This window comes from Paludisphaera borealis (assembly GCF_001956985.1).
Taxonomy (GTDB): domain Bacteria; phylum Planctomycetota; class Planctomycetia; order Isosphaerales; family Isosphaeraceae; genus Paludisphaera; species Paludisphaera borealis.
Genome location: NZ_CP019082.1, coordinates 3,606,793 through 3,622,014, shown reverse-complemented (window position 1 = coordinate 3,622,014; position 15,222 = coordinate 3,606,793). Strand labels below are relative to the sequence as shown.

Genomic DNA, 15,222 nt, shown 5'->3' with positions numbered 1-15,222 from the left:
CATCAATAAGAGGAGGCGTCGAGGACCTCGCCGCCGTTGCGGGTGCAGAGCGCGGCGAGCGCGCGGGGGTCCATCGTCTGCTTGAGGAACCGCACCGAGCCGTCGCCCAGGAGGACGTTCACGCCTCCCGGATGCTGGCTGGTCAGTTCCTCGCCGAACTCGTACTTCGGGCGAGCGTTGATCGGGGCTGACTGGTCGAACAGGTTGTGGCCGCTGATCCAGAAGGCGTTGATCGCCTCGGGGTCTTCGCCGACCTGGATGGTGTTCGAAGTGCCGTCGGTGATCTGAGCGATCGAGACGTTCTGGTTGAAGATCATCGCGCCGCCGGGCGGGTTGTTGTTCGAAGTCGGGCTGCTCAGCCCGCGCTCGCCGTACATGCCGCCGTAGTCGGCGTCGGCCGATTGGTACGGGTCGCCGGGGTACATGCCCCAGAGCGAGGCCCTCGGCTCGGAGGGGCAGAGGTAGATCGAAAGCGCGGTGTATCCGGCCGTCGAGTTGGCGGCGACGTTGTAGCGCTGGCTGATGTTCAGGCTGTTGTACAGCGACGTCTGTTCGACCCAGGGGAGGACGGCGGCCGACCATCCCATGTTCATGTTGACCGTTTTGGGCTGCGTCGGCAGGGTGATCCAGCCGCCGGCCGCGAACGTCGAATGGACGTCGTGGTAGCCGTGGAGCGCGATCCCGAGCTGCTTCAGGTTGCTTGTGCACTGCATCCGCCGGGCGGCTTCGCGGGCGGCCTGGACGGCGGGGAGCAGCAAGGCGATCAAGACCGCGATGATCGCGATGACCACGAGCAGCTCGATGAGCGTGAAGCCGCGATGTCGATGCAGAGGGGGGGCGTCGAAGGCCTTCAAGGCGAAGAATCCTGCCGGTGACCGGCGGACGGGTTCGCTTCGGCCTTTCGGGTGCGCGGCGCGTCGCGGAAAGTCCGTCGGCGCGCCCACCCGGATGCTCGTGGCCGAAGCATCCAAGAGTCAAGCTCGACGGGCAGGTCTTCTGGCTTACGGCTCGTGACGACCTTCGGACCGCCTTCCCGCCTTGCGGCAGTGGCTGAGTTGTCCGAGGATCTGACCGATTACAGCGGCGGCCCCGCGACGGATTCTCACCGTCTTCCCTATTCTTCCCTTGTGGAACCAAGAACGGTTCCGGGACACCTGTCGAGACGATCGATTAGACCAACTCCCCCGGGCGATCGTCAAGTGTCTGGAAAACGTCGCAAACGTCGCGACCTGAAATGGTCCCCGGCGCATCGCGGCTGAAACTTGAGGGATTTTTCAGGTTGCTCCTGACAAGATCGGCCCGCCTGGTAAGATGGACCGTCAAGGGATTGATCTCGGCTTCACGCCGACGTCGTTTTCACCAGGAGGGTGATGTTATGAAACGGCCGTTTGCGGTAGGCGATCTGGTCAGCTTTCAGTTGACCACCGGGCGGGCTTCCGAAGGCATCGTGATTCACAAGATCGTTGAGAAGCGCCAGCCCACGATCTTCTTGATCGAGTGTGGCGACCAGCGTCGCGCGTTTCGCTTCGAGGCCGAACTCGCGCTGCTCGCACCCGCCGAGGCTCCGGAAGCCGGCGCGATGCGCGTCTCGGGCTTCGAGCCGGCCATGTCCGTTTCCGCGTCCGCGCCGGCCTTCGCCGCTCAGGGCGCCGACGACTGACCGGCGAGCGCCGGCCTCAGGGCATGGCGATTGAGGAACTTCAAAACAGCTCTCGGATCGGTTCGCCCTGGGACAGCAGGGCGACGGGACGGCCGGTCATGTCGTCGAAGGTTCGAGACGGGTCGATGCCGAGGTAGCGGTACCAGGTGGCGAGGACGTCGTTGGGGGTGAACCGGCGGTCCTTGGGTTCCTCGCCCTTGGGGGTGGTCGAGCCGATGACCTGGCCCATGGGCATGCCGCCGCCGGACATCAACACGGTCATGGCGGCTCCCCAGTGCTCGCGGCCCGGTTGTCCGTTGTGGTTGGAGAGTTTGGGCGTGCGTCCCATCTCTCCCATCACGACGATGAGCGTGTCCCGGTCCATGCCTCGGGCGTGAACGTCCTCGATCAGCGCGGAGACGGCCGTGTCGAGCACGGGGAGACGGATCTCCATCTGTTCGAAGATGTTCCAGACGCTCGCGTGATCGTCCCACGAGAACGCTTTCTGACCGGGGACGCACGGGAAGTCGACCGTGACCAGCCGGACGCCCGCCTCGACCAGCCGGCGCGCCAGCAGACAGCGCTGGCCGATGACGTTGCGGCCGTAGCGGTCGCGCAACTTCGGATCTTCGCGGCCCACGTCGAACGCCTCATGGGCGGCCGGGGTCGTCAAGACGGTGAGGGCTTGCCGCTGATAGGCGTCGAACGCCTCGGTCGAACCCGGGCGGTCCATCCCTCGGCGCGCCTCGTCGAAGGCCGAGAGCAGCCGGCCCCGACCGCCGAGCCGGTCGCGTCGAGCCGCGTCGAGCACCAGCTCGGGGACGCGGAACTCCGGCGCGTTCGGATCGGCGGAGACCCGGAACGGCCCGTGCGACCTCCCGAGCCCCCCTCCCCCCTCGTATCGCATCTCGGGAAGGGCGACCCACTGTGGCATCCCGGGGCGACGCTCGGGAAGGATCTTCTGCGCCGCGTTGAAGACGAACGGGTACTTCGGGGCGAATGGGGGCGTCTCGACGACCTCGCCCGGGTAGCCGGTCAGCACCGTGTGGGTGCTGTTGACGTGCCCCGGACTGTCATGCGCGACGGACCGGATCAGGGCGAATTTGTCGGCCGACCGGGCGAGCTTGGGGAGCTTCTCGCAGATCTGCATGCCGGGCACATTGGTCGGGATCGGCTTGAAGAGTCCACGGTATTGCTCGGGCGCGTCGGGCTTGAGGTCGAACGTCTCCATGTGGCTCGGGCCTCCCCAGAGCCACACGACGATCATCGACGGCCCGCCACCCGAAGCTGCGGCCCCCTGTCCTTGCAGCCGCATCAGGTCCGAGATCCCCAGGGCCGATAGGCCCGTCAGCGAGGCCCGCAAGAAGGCCCGCCTCGGCAAAGTCCCCGGGCATGGGAGATCGGACATGACCGCGCCCTCGCTTTCGTGCCGTTCCTAGCGATCAAGCGGGCGCAAGCCCACCGGATCGGTCCGAGTCAGGTCGTCGAAGTTCCGCGGAGCCAGATTCAACGCGCCCATCCTATCGCCAACCCAGGATGTTTAACAAGTTGGCGGGGTCGGCTCGTCCGCCCCGCGCTGATTCCCCCTCGCATGCACCGGCGGCGATCGGGTAAGATCGCGTCATGGGTGAGCCGAACGAGGGGGGCGTGACGCTCCGCGCGCTGCAACGAACGATCGAGGCCATGTACGGGGCCAAGGACGCCGCGCGCGGTGACGCGGCGACGTTTTTGTGGCTGACCGAGGAGTTCGGCGAGCTGGCGACGGCCCTCCGCTCCGGCTCCCAGGAGGAGCTGGCCCTCGAAATGGCCGACGTCCTGGCGTGGCTGGCGACGCTCGCCAACATCCGGGGGATTGACCTGGAAGACGCCGTGAACCGCAAGTACGGGCTCGGCTGCCCCGGCTGCGGGAAGTCCCCTTGCACCTGCGACCCGGCCGAAAAGCCCTGAGCCCGGATGATGCGTCCGCTCGGATCGATTCGACCCGACCTGACCCGACCCGAACCGAACAAAGCCCGGACCGACGTCGTAGCAAGCGCTCGATCCGCAATATCTACTTGAATCGACGTGCCCCACTTGCCGGCGCCAACATGATAGACCACCTCTCGACGTCGCAATCTCACGGTCCGCGCCCCAGCCGGCGGCGGCCGTCGCGGATCGTCCGCACCGTCCCGTTCCTGATCGCCCTGGCCGCGCTCGCCGCCGCCGCGATCGTCCCGACCGCCGCCCGCGCGGCGATGCCGGTCGAGATCGAGAACCTGCGGGTCGGGTTCGGGGCCGACAACGTGTTCAAGATCGGCGCGTGGACGCCCGTCTGGGTCCAGCTCAAGGGGGGCGCCGACCGGTTCACGGGCTTCATGGACGTGATCGCGAGCGACGACGACGGCATCCCGACCGCGTTCCGGCAGGCCGTCGACCTACCGGCGGGAGAAACCCGGCGGTTCTCCGGCTATATCCGGCCCGGCGGACGCGACACCGACGTGACGCTCCGCTTCTTCGACGAGAGCGGGCGGTGGCTGGGCGAGCGCGAGCAAGGGCGGACGATGCCCATGCCGCCGAAATCGGTCATGCCCTACGAGTCGTTGATCGTGATCGCCGGCCAGCCGCAGGGGATCGACCAGATCCCGACCGCCGCCGGCTTCCAGCAAGCGGGCTCGACGATCGCCAACAGCGGCGACGCCGAGATCGTCGTCACCCGGCTCGACATCGACGGCGATCGGGTCCCTGGCCGCTGGTACGGCTTCGACGGGGCCCAGGCGGTGGTGCTCGACACGTCCGACCGCGCCACGCTCGACATGATCGACGGCCTTCGCGGCCAGGCGCTCGTCGAGTGGATCAAGCGCGGCGGGCATCTGGTGATCAGCGTCGGGGCCAACTGGCAGGCTGTTCGCGACAGCGTTCTGGGGGCCGCCCTGCCCGCCGTTCCGGCCGGTCAAGAGCGGGTCCAGTCGCTCGAAGCCCTCGACACGTTCGCGGGTTCGAGCAAGTCGATCACGCCCCCCCAAACCCCTCGCCAAATGATCACGAAGCTCGAACAACTGGACGAACGGGGAGGTAAGGCGCTCAGCAGCGTCGCCAACCTGCCGGTGGTCGTTCGCGGCGCGCATGGGTTCGGTCGGGTCACGCTGGTCGGCGTCGACGTCGACCAGAAGATCTTCTCCGACTGGCCCGACCGCGGTCTGTTCTGGATCCGCGCGCTCGACCTCAAGCGAAGCCGCGCCGACCACGCCGCCAGTCCGGCGATGCCGGGTGGAGGCCGCTTCTACGCCAGCGGCGTCACCGATCTGGCGAGCCAGCTCCGCGTGGCGCTCGAGCAGTTCCCCCGGGTCAAGCTGATCCCGTTCGGCTGGGTGGCGTTCTTGATCTTCCTTTACGTCCTGGCGATCGGGCCGGGCGACTACCTGTTCTTGAAGCGGGTGGTCAAGCGGATGGAGCTGACCTGGATCACGTTCCCGGCCATCGTCGTGGTCGTCAGCCTGCTGGCGTACTACGCGGCGTATCGGCTCAAGGGGGACGACCTGCTGGTCAACAAGATCGACGTCGTTGACGTCGACCAGGTCTCCGGGATGACCCGGGGCCGGTCGTGGGCGACTCTCTTCAGCCCCCAGAACCGCGACTACGGCATCGGCTTTTTGCCCGCCCCGCTCGACGCCGCCGAGTCCGTCGCTCCCGCGGTGCTCGTCGGTCCGGGTGCGGAGCCGCCGCGGCCCGAGCCGGGGACCGAGGTGGTGACGAGCTGGTTCAGCATCCCCGAGAACCAGTTCGGCGCGATGGGCGGCGCGAACCGTCGGTTCTCCTTCGGCGGCGGCGGTTACTCGTACGAGCCGGTCAACTCGGCTGAGCGGTTGAAGAACGTCCGGATTCCGATCTGGAGCACCAAGACGGTCACCGCGCGGTGGTTCGGCTCGTCCGGCCCGCTCGTCGAGTCCGACCTCCAGCCGTACGGCGCCGACCGGCTCGCGGGCACCGTCGTCAACCGCCTGGGCTACCCGCTCGAAGGCGCCGTCCTCGCGTTCGGCAAGCAGGTGTATACGATCGGCGACATCGCACCCGGCCAGACGATCAACGTCCAGCTCACCGACGACCGCAACCTCTCCGGTCTGCTCAGGGAGAACGAGAAGAACTACCTCCCGGAACAGGGACGAGACCGCGACCTCAAGCTCGACCGCGCCGACCTGATGCTCGCGGTGATGTTCCACGACAGCGAGGGGAGCCGCACCAACGAGCGGGCGCTCGGCAACTCGACGCTCCACGACCTCGACCTCACCGGTCAGCTCGCCCTCCAGCGGCCGATGCTCGTGGCGCGGATCAAGCGGCCCGCCGCGCGGCTCGCCCTCGAAAACGCCCCCAGCGAGCCCAAGGTCGATCAGACCACCGTGCTGCGGATCATCCTGCCGCTCAAGCACCCCAAGAAAGGCGCGAGCGTCGCCGCCCGCTGACCGTCCCGTACAAAAGAGCCTCGCCCGAGCACCCAAATCGACAAGGCGCACCGCGATGATCGAGACCCACGACCTGACCAAGATGTACGGCGAGCTCTACGCGCTGAACCGCCTGAACCTGACACTCAACCAGGGCGACGTCTACGGCTTCATCGGTCCCAACGGCGCGGGCAAGACCACCACGATGCGCATCCTCGCCACCCTGCTCAACCCGAGCTGGGGCGAGGCCACGGTCTGCGGCTACTCGATCTACACCGGGTCGAAGGAGATCCGCCGGGTGATCGGCTACATGCCCGACTTCTTCGGCGTGTACGACGACATGAAGGTCGTCGAGTACCTCGAATTCTTCGCCTCCGCCTACCGGATCAAGGGGCCCGCGCGGCGGAAGATCTGCGAGGAGGTGCTTGAACTCGTCGACCTGACCTACAAGCGCGACGCCCTGGTCACGAGCCTCTCGCGCGGCATGACCCAGCGCCTGGGCCTGGCCCGGACGCTTCTTCACGACCCCCAGGTCTTGCTCCTGGACGAGCCCGCCTCGGGCCTCGACCCCCGCGCCCGGATCGAGATGCGGGGGCTGCTCAAGGAGCTTCGGGCGATGGGCAAGACGATCCTCGTCTCCAGCCACATCCTTCCCGAGCTGGCCGACATCTGCAACAAGATCGGGATCATCGAGCAAGGCTGCCTGCTGGTCAACGGCGAGGTGACCGAGGTCATGAAGCAGGTCCGCACCGACATCGTCCTGAACATCAACGTCGAAGACCGCCTGATCGACGCCGCCAACTTCCTCGAAGCCCAGCCCGAAGTCGAGACCGTCGAGGACAAGAACGGCGTCCTCATCGTCAAGCTCAACGAGGGCGTCGTCAAATACGGCTTCCTCGCCAACCGCCTCCTCGAACAGGGCTTCGAGCTGACCCTCTTCAAGGAAGACGAGATCAACCTTGAAACCGCCTTTATGCACCTGACCAAGGGCATCACGAGCTGATTGAGCCCGACGGGCCGATGAATAGAATTCCGACTCCCGGCCGGTCGAACCCGTAAGCGGGAGGCGTCGGCGCACGTATGTCAAAAGGGGTCGTGTTTCGATAAGACTGGATTGGTTCTCGCCGAGGGAGCCGCTGGGGGTTCCGGCGTCCCGATACCGGCTCCCGAACTTGAGGGGTAGGCTGATGGCGGAATCCAGCACGTCGATCGACGACACGAGCCTTGCGCGCGAGACGAACGGTCGGGCCTCGCCGCTTCCCGTCGTCGCGGAGCCGGCGGCCGTCGCGATTCTCCAGGACCTCGCCGACCTGCCCCAGGTCGTCGCTTCGACACGGCTGCTCCGACTTGATTCGTGGGAGATCGGCGCGAGCGTCGCCGCGCTCGGGCTCTGGCTGCTCCTGCTGGCGGCGGGGCTCTCGGTAGCTGCTCAGGATTACATCGACGCGATCCAGCATCACAACGTCTCGGGCGTCTGGGCGATCGTGGGCAGCCTGTTCGTCATCTCCACCTGCCACACCGTGACCAACACCGCGCTCATGTGTTGCGCGTCGGCGTTTTTGGGCGCGCTGGGGTTTCGCGTCACCGGCGGCAAGCCCGAAGCGGTCGACGGCGTCGCCGACCGCCGCAACGCCTACGTCGCCGCGGTGACGCGCGGGTTCTTCATCTTCTTGATCATCCAATCCGGGTCGATCATTCTGTCGGACCAGGCGTTCACGAATCTGACCCTGGAAAAGTACATTCGCCTGGTGGGATTGTCGTCGCTGCTCAGCTTCACCGTCGGCTACAATCCGGAAGTGTTTCGTCAGCTCATGGACCGGGTCGACAAGAAGTTCTCCGACGTCCCCCCGAATTCCGGCGGGACGTGATAGAATCGCGGTCGGCGGATGAGTGGCAGGTGCCCCCGCCGCATCGATTCGACGACCGTCGGCGTCGCCCGGCGGTCTCACGAGACACGAACATGCTTGGCCCTGGCCGTTTCAAGAAAGACGTCTTCACGGAGTCCAGCGATGACGCCTCCGACGCTCCGCTCGGTCTGATGGACTACCTCCAGAAGATCCTGACGGCGCGGGTGTACGACGTGGCGATCGAATCGCCGCTGGAGCCGGCGGAAAAGCTCTCGAAACGCCTGGGCGCGGCGGTCTGGCTGAAGCGCGAAGACGAGCAGCCGGTGTTCAGCTTCAAGCTGCGAGGCGCGTACAACAAGATGGCCGGGCTTTCGCCCGAGCAACTCGCTCGCGGCGTGATCTGCGCATCGGCGGGCAATCATGCGCAGGGGGTGGCCCTGAGCGCCGATCGGCTGGGCTGCCGGGCGACGATCGTCATGCCGGTGACGACTCCGACGTTGAAGATCGACGCCGTGAAGTCGCTCGGCGGGGACGTCGTCCTCCACGGCGACAGCTATTCCGACGCCTACGCGCGCGCCGTCGAGTTGCGCGATGCGCAAGGCTTGACGTTCGTCCATCCGTTCGACGACCCCGACGTGATCGCCGGCCAGGGGACGGTCGGCATGGAGATCCTCCGCCAGCACCAGCGGCCGATCCACGCGGTGTTCGTGCCGATCGGCGGCGGCGGGTTGATCTCGGGCGTCGCCGCCTACATCAAGGCCGTGCGGCCCGACATCAAGGTGATCGGCGTCCAGACGACCGACTCCGACGCCATGGTCCAATCGGTCCGCGCCGGCGAGCGGGTCACGCTCGGCGACGTCGGCCTGTTCTCCGACGGCACGGCGGTCAAGCTCGTCGGCGAGGAGACGTTTCGCCTGACCCGGGCTCTCGTCGACGATTTCGTGCTCGTCGACGCCGACGCCGTCTGCGCGGCGATCAAGGACGTGTTCGAGGACACCCGGAACATCCTCGAACCGGCCGGGGCGCTGGCCGTCGCGGCGATCAAGCAGTACGTGGCCCAGATCGGGCCCGAAGGGGGCTCGCTGATCGCGATCACCTCCGGCGCGAACGTCAACTTCGACCGCCTCCGGCTCGTCGCCGAGCGGGCCGAGGTCGGCGAGGAGCGCGAGGCGCTGTTCGCCGTCACGATCCCCGAGCAGCGCGGTAGTTTCAGGCGGTTTTGCGAGGTCGTCGGCCAGCGAAGCGTCACCGAGTTCAACTACCGGATCTCCGACGCCCAGTTCGCCCACGTCTTCGTCGGCCTGGCCGTCGCCGACCGCCGCGAGTCGGCCGCGATCGCTGAGCGATTCACCGAGCACGGTTTCGCCGCCGTCGACCTGACCGACGACGAGCTGTCGAAGGAACACGTCCGCCACATGGTCGGCGGCCGCAGCGGCCTCGCCCACGACGAGCGGCTCTACCGGTTCGAGTTCCCCGAACGCCCCGGCGCGCTGATGCGGTTCCTGTCCAGCATGCACCCGAACTGGAACATCAGCCTGTTCCACTACCGAAACCAGGGCGCCGACTACGGCCGCATCCTCGTCGGCGTCCAGATCCCCGCCGCCGAGCTGGCCGACTTCCAGGACTTCATCGACGGCCTCGGCTACCCTTGCATCGACGAGACGGACAACCCTGTCTATCGCCTGTTCCTGCGGTAGGATTGCCGTTGGCCGTGTCTTGAGCGTTCGTTCGGTCAATCCTCCGAGCCCGGGTCGGGAGCGGTCAGACGACCGATCCCGACCCGTCGTCGTCACCGATCGATTCGGATCAGTACGCGTCGGCGCTGATGACCTCGCCCCCGTTGATCGAGCCCAGCGCCTGGTAGACGCCCGGTCTGTAGAGGGTCGTGTCGGTCACGCTCCAGAGGCCGCTGGCTTGTTGCGTCGCACCGAGGGGTGAGCCGTTGTCGTCGAGAGTCCAGGTCGAGATGGAGTCTTTCAGGAACCGTACCGAGCCGTCGCAGAAGGCGAAGTTGGCTCCACCGGGGTGGAAGCTGCTCGCGGCGCTGATGAAGCCGCCGGCCTCCGTCGCGCCTTTGGGATAGTTCTTGGCCTTCTTCTGGATGTTGATCGGGTAGAACTCGGTGAACGCGGTGTCGCCGTAGTTGCCCGAGACCCACCAGTTCCAGCTATAGAACGAGCCGTCCGTTTTGTTCAAGAGGCTGTGGGCGTGCTCGCCGAAGGCGATGGAGTTGCTGGTGCCGTCGGTGACCGAAGCGATCGTGACCGACCCACGGCTGGCGCCGGGGTTGGTCACGGGGTGGTAGCCGCTGGCGATGATCGCCCCGTTGTGCTGCTGGAGGTTGGCCACGACCGTCGCCACGGTCGTCCCCGGAGAGCCGTTGATCCGGCCGGCCCACTGGCCGTAGCTGCCCGCATAGCTGGTGAAGTACACCGGCCAGGGCAGGTTGTGCCTCGAGCTGGGCCCCTCGACGTAGACCGCGCCGACGACCTCGGCGTCGCTGGGACACCACAGGGCGCTGAGTCCGGCGCCGGACACCGTCGCATTCGGGTCGCAGCGGTAGTTCACGCTGTAGTTATAGGAGTTGGCGAGCGGGGCTTGCTCGAAATACATCAGGAGAGCCGTGAAGCAGCTGGTTCCCTGGTCCGTGCTGGGGAACCCCATCGCGCGGAACTGATAGATCGAGGCGAAGGGATAAGCCGCGTTGCCGCTCTCGTAATTCGCCAGGGCAAGGCCGAGTTGCTTGAGGTTGTTCGTGCACTGAATTCGCCGGGCCGCCTCGCGAGCCGACTGCACGGCCGGGAGCAGCAAGGCGATCAGCACGGCGATGATCGCGATGACCACCAGCAACTCGATCAGCGTGAAGCCGCGAGGTCGATTTCGACCGACGCCGGCTGACGGAACGCCGGGAAGAATACAGACGTCCGACCCGACGTGGTGGGACGACGAATGCGCAAATGCTTGAGAACGAATTGGAGTGGTCCTTTTAATGAGTGCGCTGTACAAGCCCGGCGGCTTTTCCCCGCGGCGAACGCCGGGGAGACTGTGATGATGCTCAGGCGGGCCGCAGCCCTTCACTTGCCGTCGACTGAAGACGTCGTCGTCTTGCCCTTGATCTTGCGCGGGGCGAGGCTCGGAGCGTCGTCGTCCCTGCTCGCCTTGATCGAGATCGATCCGACGGCGGGCTGATCCGAGTCCTGAACTCCGCATCCGCCCGACACCGCGAGCACCGTCAGCAAGAGCCCGCTCCCGATCCTCTTTCGAAACGCCATTACGATCCTCAAGCTGAGTTGTACTCGCCAAGAACGCCGACTCGATCGGCCACGCGAGGACTCTAATCGGACGCGTCGTGAAGAAGCAACAGGGTATTTCTTGAAGATTTGGTTTCAACCGAATGAAGACTCCTCATGTCGCGGAATATGGCTCCGAACAGGATGGACCGGGAAGCGCCGCGTGGTCTAAGGTGTGGACCCGTGCGCGCTCGCTAGGAGTCCACTCCAGGGAGTCGCGGCCTGGAAATCGACGCCGGTTGATGGAACCACTAAGGAATTAAGGAACACCATGAGCTCTCTCGCTTGCCTACTTCTTCTCGCCGCGACCGGACAGGCACCCTCGGCCGGGGGATTCCCGTTTTTCGAGCCGGTGCAGCCGCCTCGTTCTCTCCAGGTCATGGCGCGCCGGGGCGCGATGGGGCTGGCGCCCGAGAACACGGCGCCCGCCCTGGAGGCGTCGATCGCGGACACGGTTGAATGGGTCGAGGTCGACGTCCGACTGACCAGCGACGGTCATCACGTCCTCTTCCACGACGACGTACTTGATCATAAGACCGACGCGACCGGGCGGGTCCGCGAGAGCACGTTGGCGGAAGTCCGCGCGGCCGACGCCGGCTCTCCGTTCGCCCGCCGATTCGCCGGCCAGCGCGTCCTGACGCTGACCGAAGCGCTAAACCTCGCTCGCGGCCGGGTCAACCTCTATCTCGACTGCAAGGACGTGGACCCCGACCGTCTCGCCCGCGAGGTGCTCGCGGCGAAGATGGAACGCCAGGTGGTCGTGTACGGCGAACCCGCGGCGCTCCAGGCCGTCCGCGCCGAGGCCGGCGAGGCGGTGGCTCTGATGGCGAAGTGGCAGCCTCGGTTCGGGATCGACGCCTGGGTCGGGGAAGTCCGCCCGCACGCGGTCGAGATCGACGCCGAGAACGTGACCTCCGACGTCTGCCGCGAGTTCCACCGCAGGGGGATCAAGGTTCAGGCCAAGGCGGTCGGCGGGGACGACCGACCCGAGGTCTGGGACCGCGTGGCCGCCGCCGGGGTCGACTGGCTCCAGACCGACCGCGCCGAGGAGGTCCTGGCGCGCCAGGCGTTGAAGGCGATCCGGCCCGGTGGGGCCAAGGTGGCGCACCACCGCGGGGCCTCGCACTACGTCCCCGAGAATACCCTGGAGGCGCTGAGGAAGTCCGTCGCGCTGGGCGCCGATTTCGTCGAGTTCGACATCCGGACCACCCGCGACGGGGCCTTCGTGCTGATCCACGACAGCTCGCTCGATCGGACCACCACGGGCCGGGGCCCGGTCCGCGATCGAACGTCCGGCGAGGTCGCCACGCTCGACGCCGGCTCGTGGTTCGGCCGCCCGTTCTCCGGGCTGAAGGTCCCGACCCTCGACGCCTTCCTCGACGCCGTCGCCCCTCTGGGCGTTGGGCTTTACGTCGATGCCAAGGACATCCCCCCCGAGGCCCTCGCCGAGGCGCTCGAGCGGCACGGGCTGACCGACCGCGCGGTGGTCTACCAGGGGGCCGCGTACCTGGAGCGGCTCAAGACGATCGCGCCGACCCTACGCCGGATGCCCCCTCTCCGCGATCCGTCCGAACTCGACGCGCTGGCCGACCGGGTCCGGCCCTACGCGGTCGACGCGAACTGGGCGATCCTCTCCAAGCCCCTGATCGACCGCTGCCACGCCCTGGGGATCAAGGTCTTCAGCGACGCCCTGGGCTCGCACGAGACGGTCGAGCACTACCAGCGCGCGGTCCGGGATGGACTCGACGTGATCCAGACGAACCACCCCGTGCTGGTGCTCCGGGCCCTCGCGTTGATCGAGCGCTCGGCCCCGGCCCGCCCTTGACTTGACGCGGTCTGTGATCCGATCGCATCCGGGCCGAATCCGACGGCAATCGCGTCCGGCGCGATATTTCTGTGATCCCGGGACGCGGGCCGAGGAGCCGGATCGGCCTCCGATTTTGGAGTGCGGGAGCTTCTCCCGCACGGGCCGCGTGCCAAGCGCGGCGGCGAGCCGCCGCACTCCACATCGGCATCCGCATCCGCGTGGGACCGGCCTCGCAGAGGCCGGCTACAAATCGGTTCGGTTCCAACGCCACGCCCTCATCCGGCCGTGCCGGCCCCCTTCCCCCGGGGGAGAAGAAGGGTTGCGACGGCATGGTTTGAGATCTTTGCGCAACGCATCACCTCCATGCTTCGGTATCGAGTCGTCGTGGTTGTAATATCATTTTGGGTAACGGTTCGTGGTTTTTTGTGTCGCGGTCGGCCAGATTTGGGGGCGGGGCGAATATTGAGCGGAGATCCCTGGACGTCGTCATCGCGAAACGCTTGGTGAAGATTTTTTCCTCAAAATCTTAATATCTTCGGAGAGTCGGGTTTCCTTGGCGGCGATTTGACGCTATGAAAGAGTCAAGTTGTTTTCAGCGGATCGTGCGAGGTTGCTCCCGAGCAGGGATTATCACGTGTGCGCGTGGAATTCCTCATTCCACGTAGCTGTCATTTAGAATCGTCATCCGATGTCGGCATCGTCCGGTCCGCCCCCGCGCGCGCCGGACGCGATCATCCGCCGGATGCAAGGAGAGTGCGTTGATGAAGCGAAGTGTATTCGGGGTTCAGGCCTTGCGGCTGGCCGCCTGGTTCATGACCTTCGCCGTCTCGGCCGCGATGGTGGGCTGCGGCGGCCCGGATCAGTCGACGGGATCGGAAGTGCAGGTCGACCCGGGCGCGGCGAAGCGGCAGGACGACATGACGAAGTTCTACGCCACGAACCCCCTGAACAAGTCCAAGCCGAAGAAGTGATCCCTCGTGAACGGACCTCGTGGCGGGCGCAGCCGGCCGCTGCGGTCCCTCTGTTTAATCCGGCTTATTTTCGCCTCCCTCTTCTTCTCTCCGAGGTCGATTCATGACGCAAGGCTCTTCGCGTCGACGGGGCTTCACCCTCATCGAGCTGCTCGTGGTCATCGCCATCATCGCCGTGCTGATCGCACTGCTTCTCCCCGCCGTCCAGTCCGCCCGCGAGGCCGCCCGTCGCGCCCAGTGCGTCAACAACCTGAAGCAGATCGGGTTGGCGCTTCACAACTACCATCAGGGCGTCGGCAGCTTCCCGATGGGAGCGACGCTGGCCCCCGTCAAGGCGGTCGGCGACGCGATCAGCATCAATAACGACGCCGCCGGCGGCGGTTGGTCGTCCTGGAGCGCCCAGGCGCTCATGCTTCCGTACATGGAGCAGGCGCCGGTCTACAATTCCATCAACTTCAGTTGGGCCTGCGAGCAAGGCGGAATGGGCGGGCAGATGAATTCGACGGGCTACAACACCAAGATCAACAGCATGCTCTGCCCCTCCGACGGCAACGCCGGAAAGTCGAACATCAACAGCTACGAAGGAAGCATGGGGACGACCACGATCATCTACGGGGAACAGAGCACCGGGCTGTTCACGTATCACGTGTCCTACACCATCGCGGACGTCACCGACGGCACGTCGAACACGATCGCGTTCGCCGAGGCGCTCGTCGGCGACGATGGCCTCTCCGCGAAGCGGGGCAATTCGACCGGCAACGCCGGCGGCGGCGGCGGGCAGGCCGGCAACAGGCTGGACGCCTCGGGAATGCTCACGCAGATCCAGGCTGACATCGCTCAGTGCACGGCCTGGTTCATCGCCCCTGGCGGAAAGACCGGCGGCCGTGGCAATCACTGGGGCTGGGGCATCCTCGGCTCCACCATGTTCAACACGGTGATCCCCCCCAACGGCGGCGGCCAGATCCAGTGGGGCGCCTGCCGGATGGATTGCTGCGTCAACGCGATGCACGACCACTACACGAACGCCACCAGCAGCCATCCCGGCGGCGTCAACGTCGCCCTGGCCGACGGCAGCGTTCGGTTCGTCAAGGACTCGATCGCCTACCCGACCTGGTGGGCCCTCGGCACCAAGGCGAACGGCGAAGTCCTCTCGTCCGACGGCTACTGAGTCGACGGGCCGTCCTCACGGACGTCTTGAAACCGGTGCGGTCGGGTCGCTGACCCGGCCGCACTTTTCCGTTTCCGCCTCACCC

Annotated in this window: 13 protein-coding genes and 1 riboswitch; of the genes, 9 read left to right on the top strand and 4 right to left on the bottom strand. The window is 66.4% G+C overall.

Going from position 1 to position 15,222, the window contains the following annotated elements:
- Nucleotides 1–2: 2 nt before the first annotated feature.
- Nucleotides 3–854: a DUF1559 domain-containing protein gene (locus BSF38_RS14050; RefSeq protein WP_076350886.1), complete on the bottom strand. Its 852-nt coding sequence runs from the start codon at nt 852–854 to the stop codon at nt 3–5.
- A 115-nt stretch (nt 855–969) separates the two neighbouring features.
- Nucleotides 970–1,173: riboswitch (cobalamin riboswitch) on the bottom strand.
- Between the two features lie 154 nt (nt 1,174–1,327).
- Here BSF38_RS14050 and BSF38_RS14045 point away from each other — a divergent pair.
- Nucleotides 1,328–1,660: a hypothetical protein gene (locus BSF38_RS14045; RefSeq protein ID WP_145952119.1), complete on the top strand. Its 333-nt coding sequence runs from the start codon at nt 1,328–1,330 to the stop codon at nt 1,658–1,660.
- A gap of 40 nt (nt 1,661–1,700) precedes the next feature.
- Here BSF38_RS14045 and BSF38_RS14040 read toward each other — a convergent pair whose 3' ends face one another.
- Nucleotides 1,701–3,047, bottom strand: a complete 1,347-nt coding sequence (locus BSF38_RS14040) for a DUF1501 domain-containing protein (RefSeq protein WP_076346562.1) — start codon at nt 3,045–3,047, stop codon at nt 1,701–1,703.
- 215 nt (nt 3,048–3,262) lie between these two features.
- Here BSF38_RS14040 and BSF38_RS14035 point away from each other — a divergent pair, with 215 nt between their 5' ends.
- From BSF38_RS14035 to ilvA, 5 genes are all read left to right on the top strand, one after another.
- On the top strand, nt 3,263–3,586 hold the full coding sequence (locus tag BSF38_RS14035) for a MazG nucleotide pyrophosphohydrolase domain-containing protein (RefSeq protein WP_076346560.1): 324 nt from the start codon (nt 3,263–3,265) through the stop codon (nt 3,584–3,586).
- A 140-nt stretch (nt 3,587–3,726) separates the two neighbouring features.
- Complete coding sequence (locus tag BSF38_RS14030) at nt 3,727–6,075, top strand: hypothetical protein (RefSeq protein ID WP_099091979.1); 2,349 nt, start codon at nt 3,727–3,729, stop codon at nt 6,073–6,075.
- Nucleotides 6,076–6,130: 55 nt separating this feature from the next.
- Nucleotides 6,131–7,057 carry an ABC transporter ATP-binding protein gene (locus BSF38_RS14025; RefSeq protein ID WP_076346558.1) on the top strand — a complete coding sequence of 309 codons (927 nt, stop codon included), beginning with the start codon at nt 6,131–6,133 and terminating at the stop codon, nt 7,055–7,057.
- 184 nt (nt 7,058–7,241) lie between these two features.
- Nucleotides 7,242–7,922: a hypothetical protein gene (locus BSF38_RS14020; protein ID WP_076346556.1), complete on the top strand. Its 681-nt coding sequence runs from the start codon at nt 7,242–7,244 to the stop codon at nt 7,920–7,922.
- Between the two features lie 92 nt (nt 7,923–8,014).
- Entirely contained in the window at nt 8,015–9,598 is a 1,584-nt protein-coding gene (gene ilvA, locus BSF38_RS14015; protein WP_076346554.1) for a threonine ammonia-lyase, biosynthetic, read from the top strand.
- Nucleotides 9,599–9,707: 109 nt separating this feature from the next.
- On the opposite strand, the gene BSF38_RS14010 is transcribed toward ilvA, so the two are convergent.
- Both BSF38_RS14010 and BSF38_RS32055 read right to left on the bottom strand, forming a co-directional pair.
- On the bottom strand, nt 9,708–10,817 hold the full coding sequence (locus BSF38_RS14010) for a DUF1559 family PulG-like putative transporter (RefSeq protein ID WP_076350882.1): 1,110 nt from the start codon (nt 10,815–10,817) through the stop codon (nt 9,708–9,710).
- 158 nt (nt 10,818–10,975) lie between these two features.
- Nucleotides 10,976–11,140, bottom strand: coding sequence for a hypothetical protein (locus tag BSF38_RS32055; protein WP_237170878.1), 165 nt, complete (start codon nt 11,138–11,140; stop codon nt 10,976–10,978).
- A gap of 322 nt (nt 11,141–11,462) precedes the next feature.
- Here BSF38_RS32055 and BSF38_RS14000 point away from each other — a divergent pair, with 322 nt between their 5' ends.
- The 3 genes from BSF38_RS14000 (at nt 11,463) to BSF38_RS13990 (ending at nt 15,137) form a co-directional block, all read left to right on the top strand.
- Nucleotides 11,463–13,016, top strand: coding sequence for a glycerophosphodiester phosphodiesterase (locus tag BSF38_RS14000; protein WP_076346550.1), 1,554 nt, complete (start codon nt 11,463–11,465; stop codon nt 13,014–13,016).
- Nucleotides 13,017–13,759: 743 nt separating this feature from the next.
- Nucleotides 13,760–13,969, top strand: a complete 210-nt coding sequence (locus BSF38_RS13995; protein ID WP_076346548.1) for a hypothetical protein — start codon at nt 13,760–13,762, stop codon at nt 13,967–13,969.
- A gap of 103 nt (nt 13,970–14,072) precedes the next feature.
- Complete coding sequence (locus BSF38_RS13990) at nt 14,073–15,137, top strand: DUF1559 domain-containing protein (protein WP_076346546.1); 1,065 nt, start codon at nt 14,073–14,075, stop codon at nt 15,135–15,137.
- Nucleotides 15,138–15,222 lie beyond the last annotated feature (85 nt).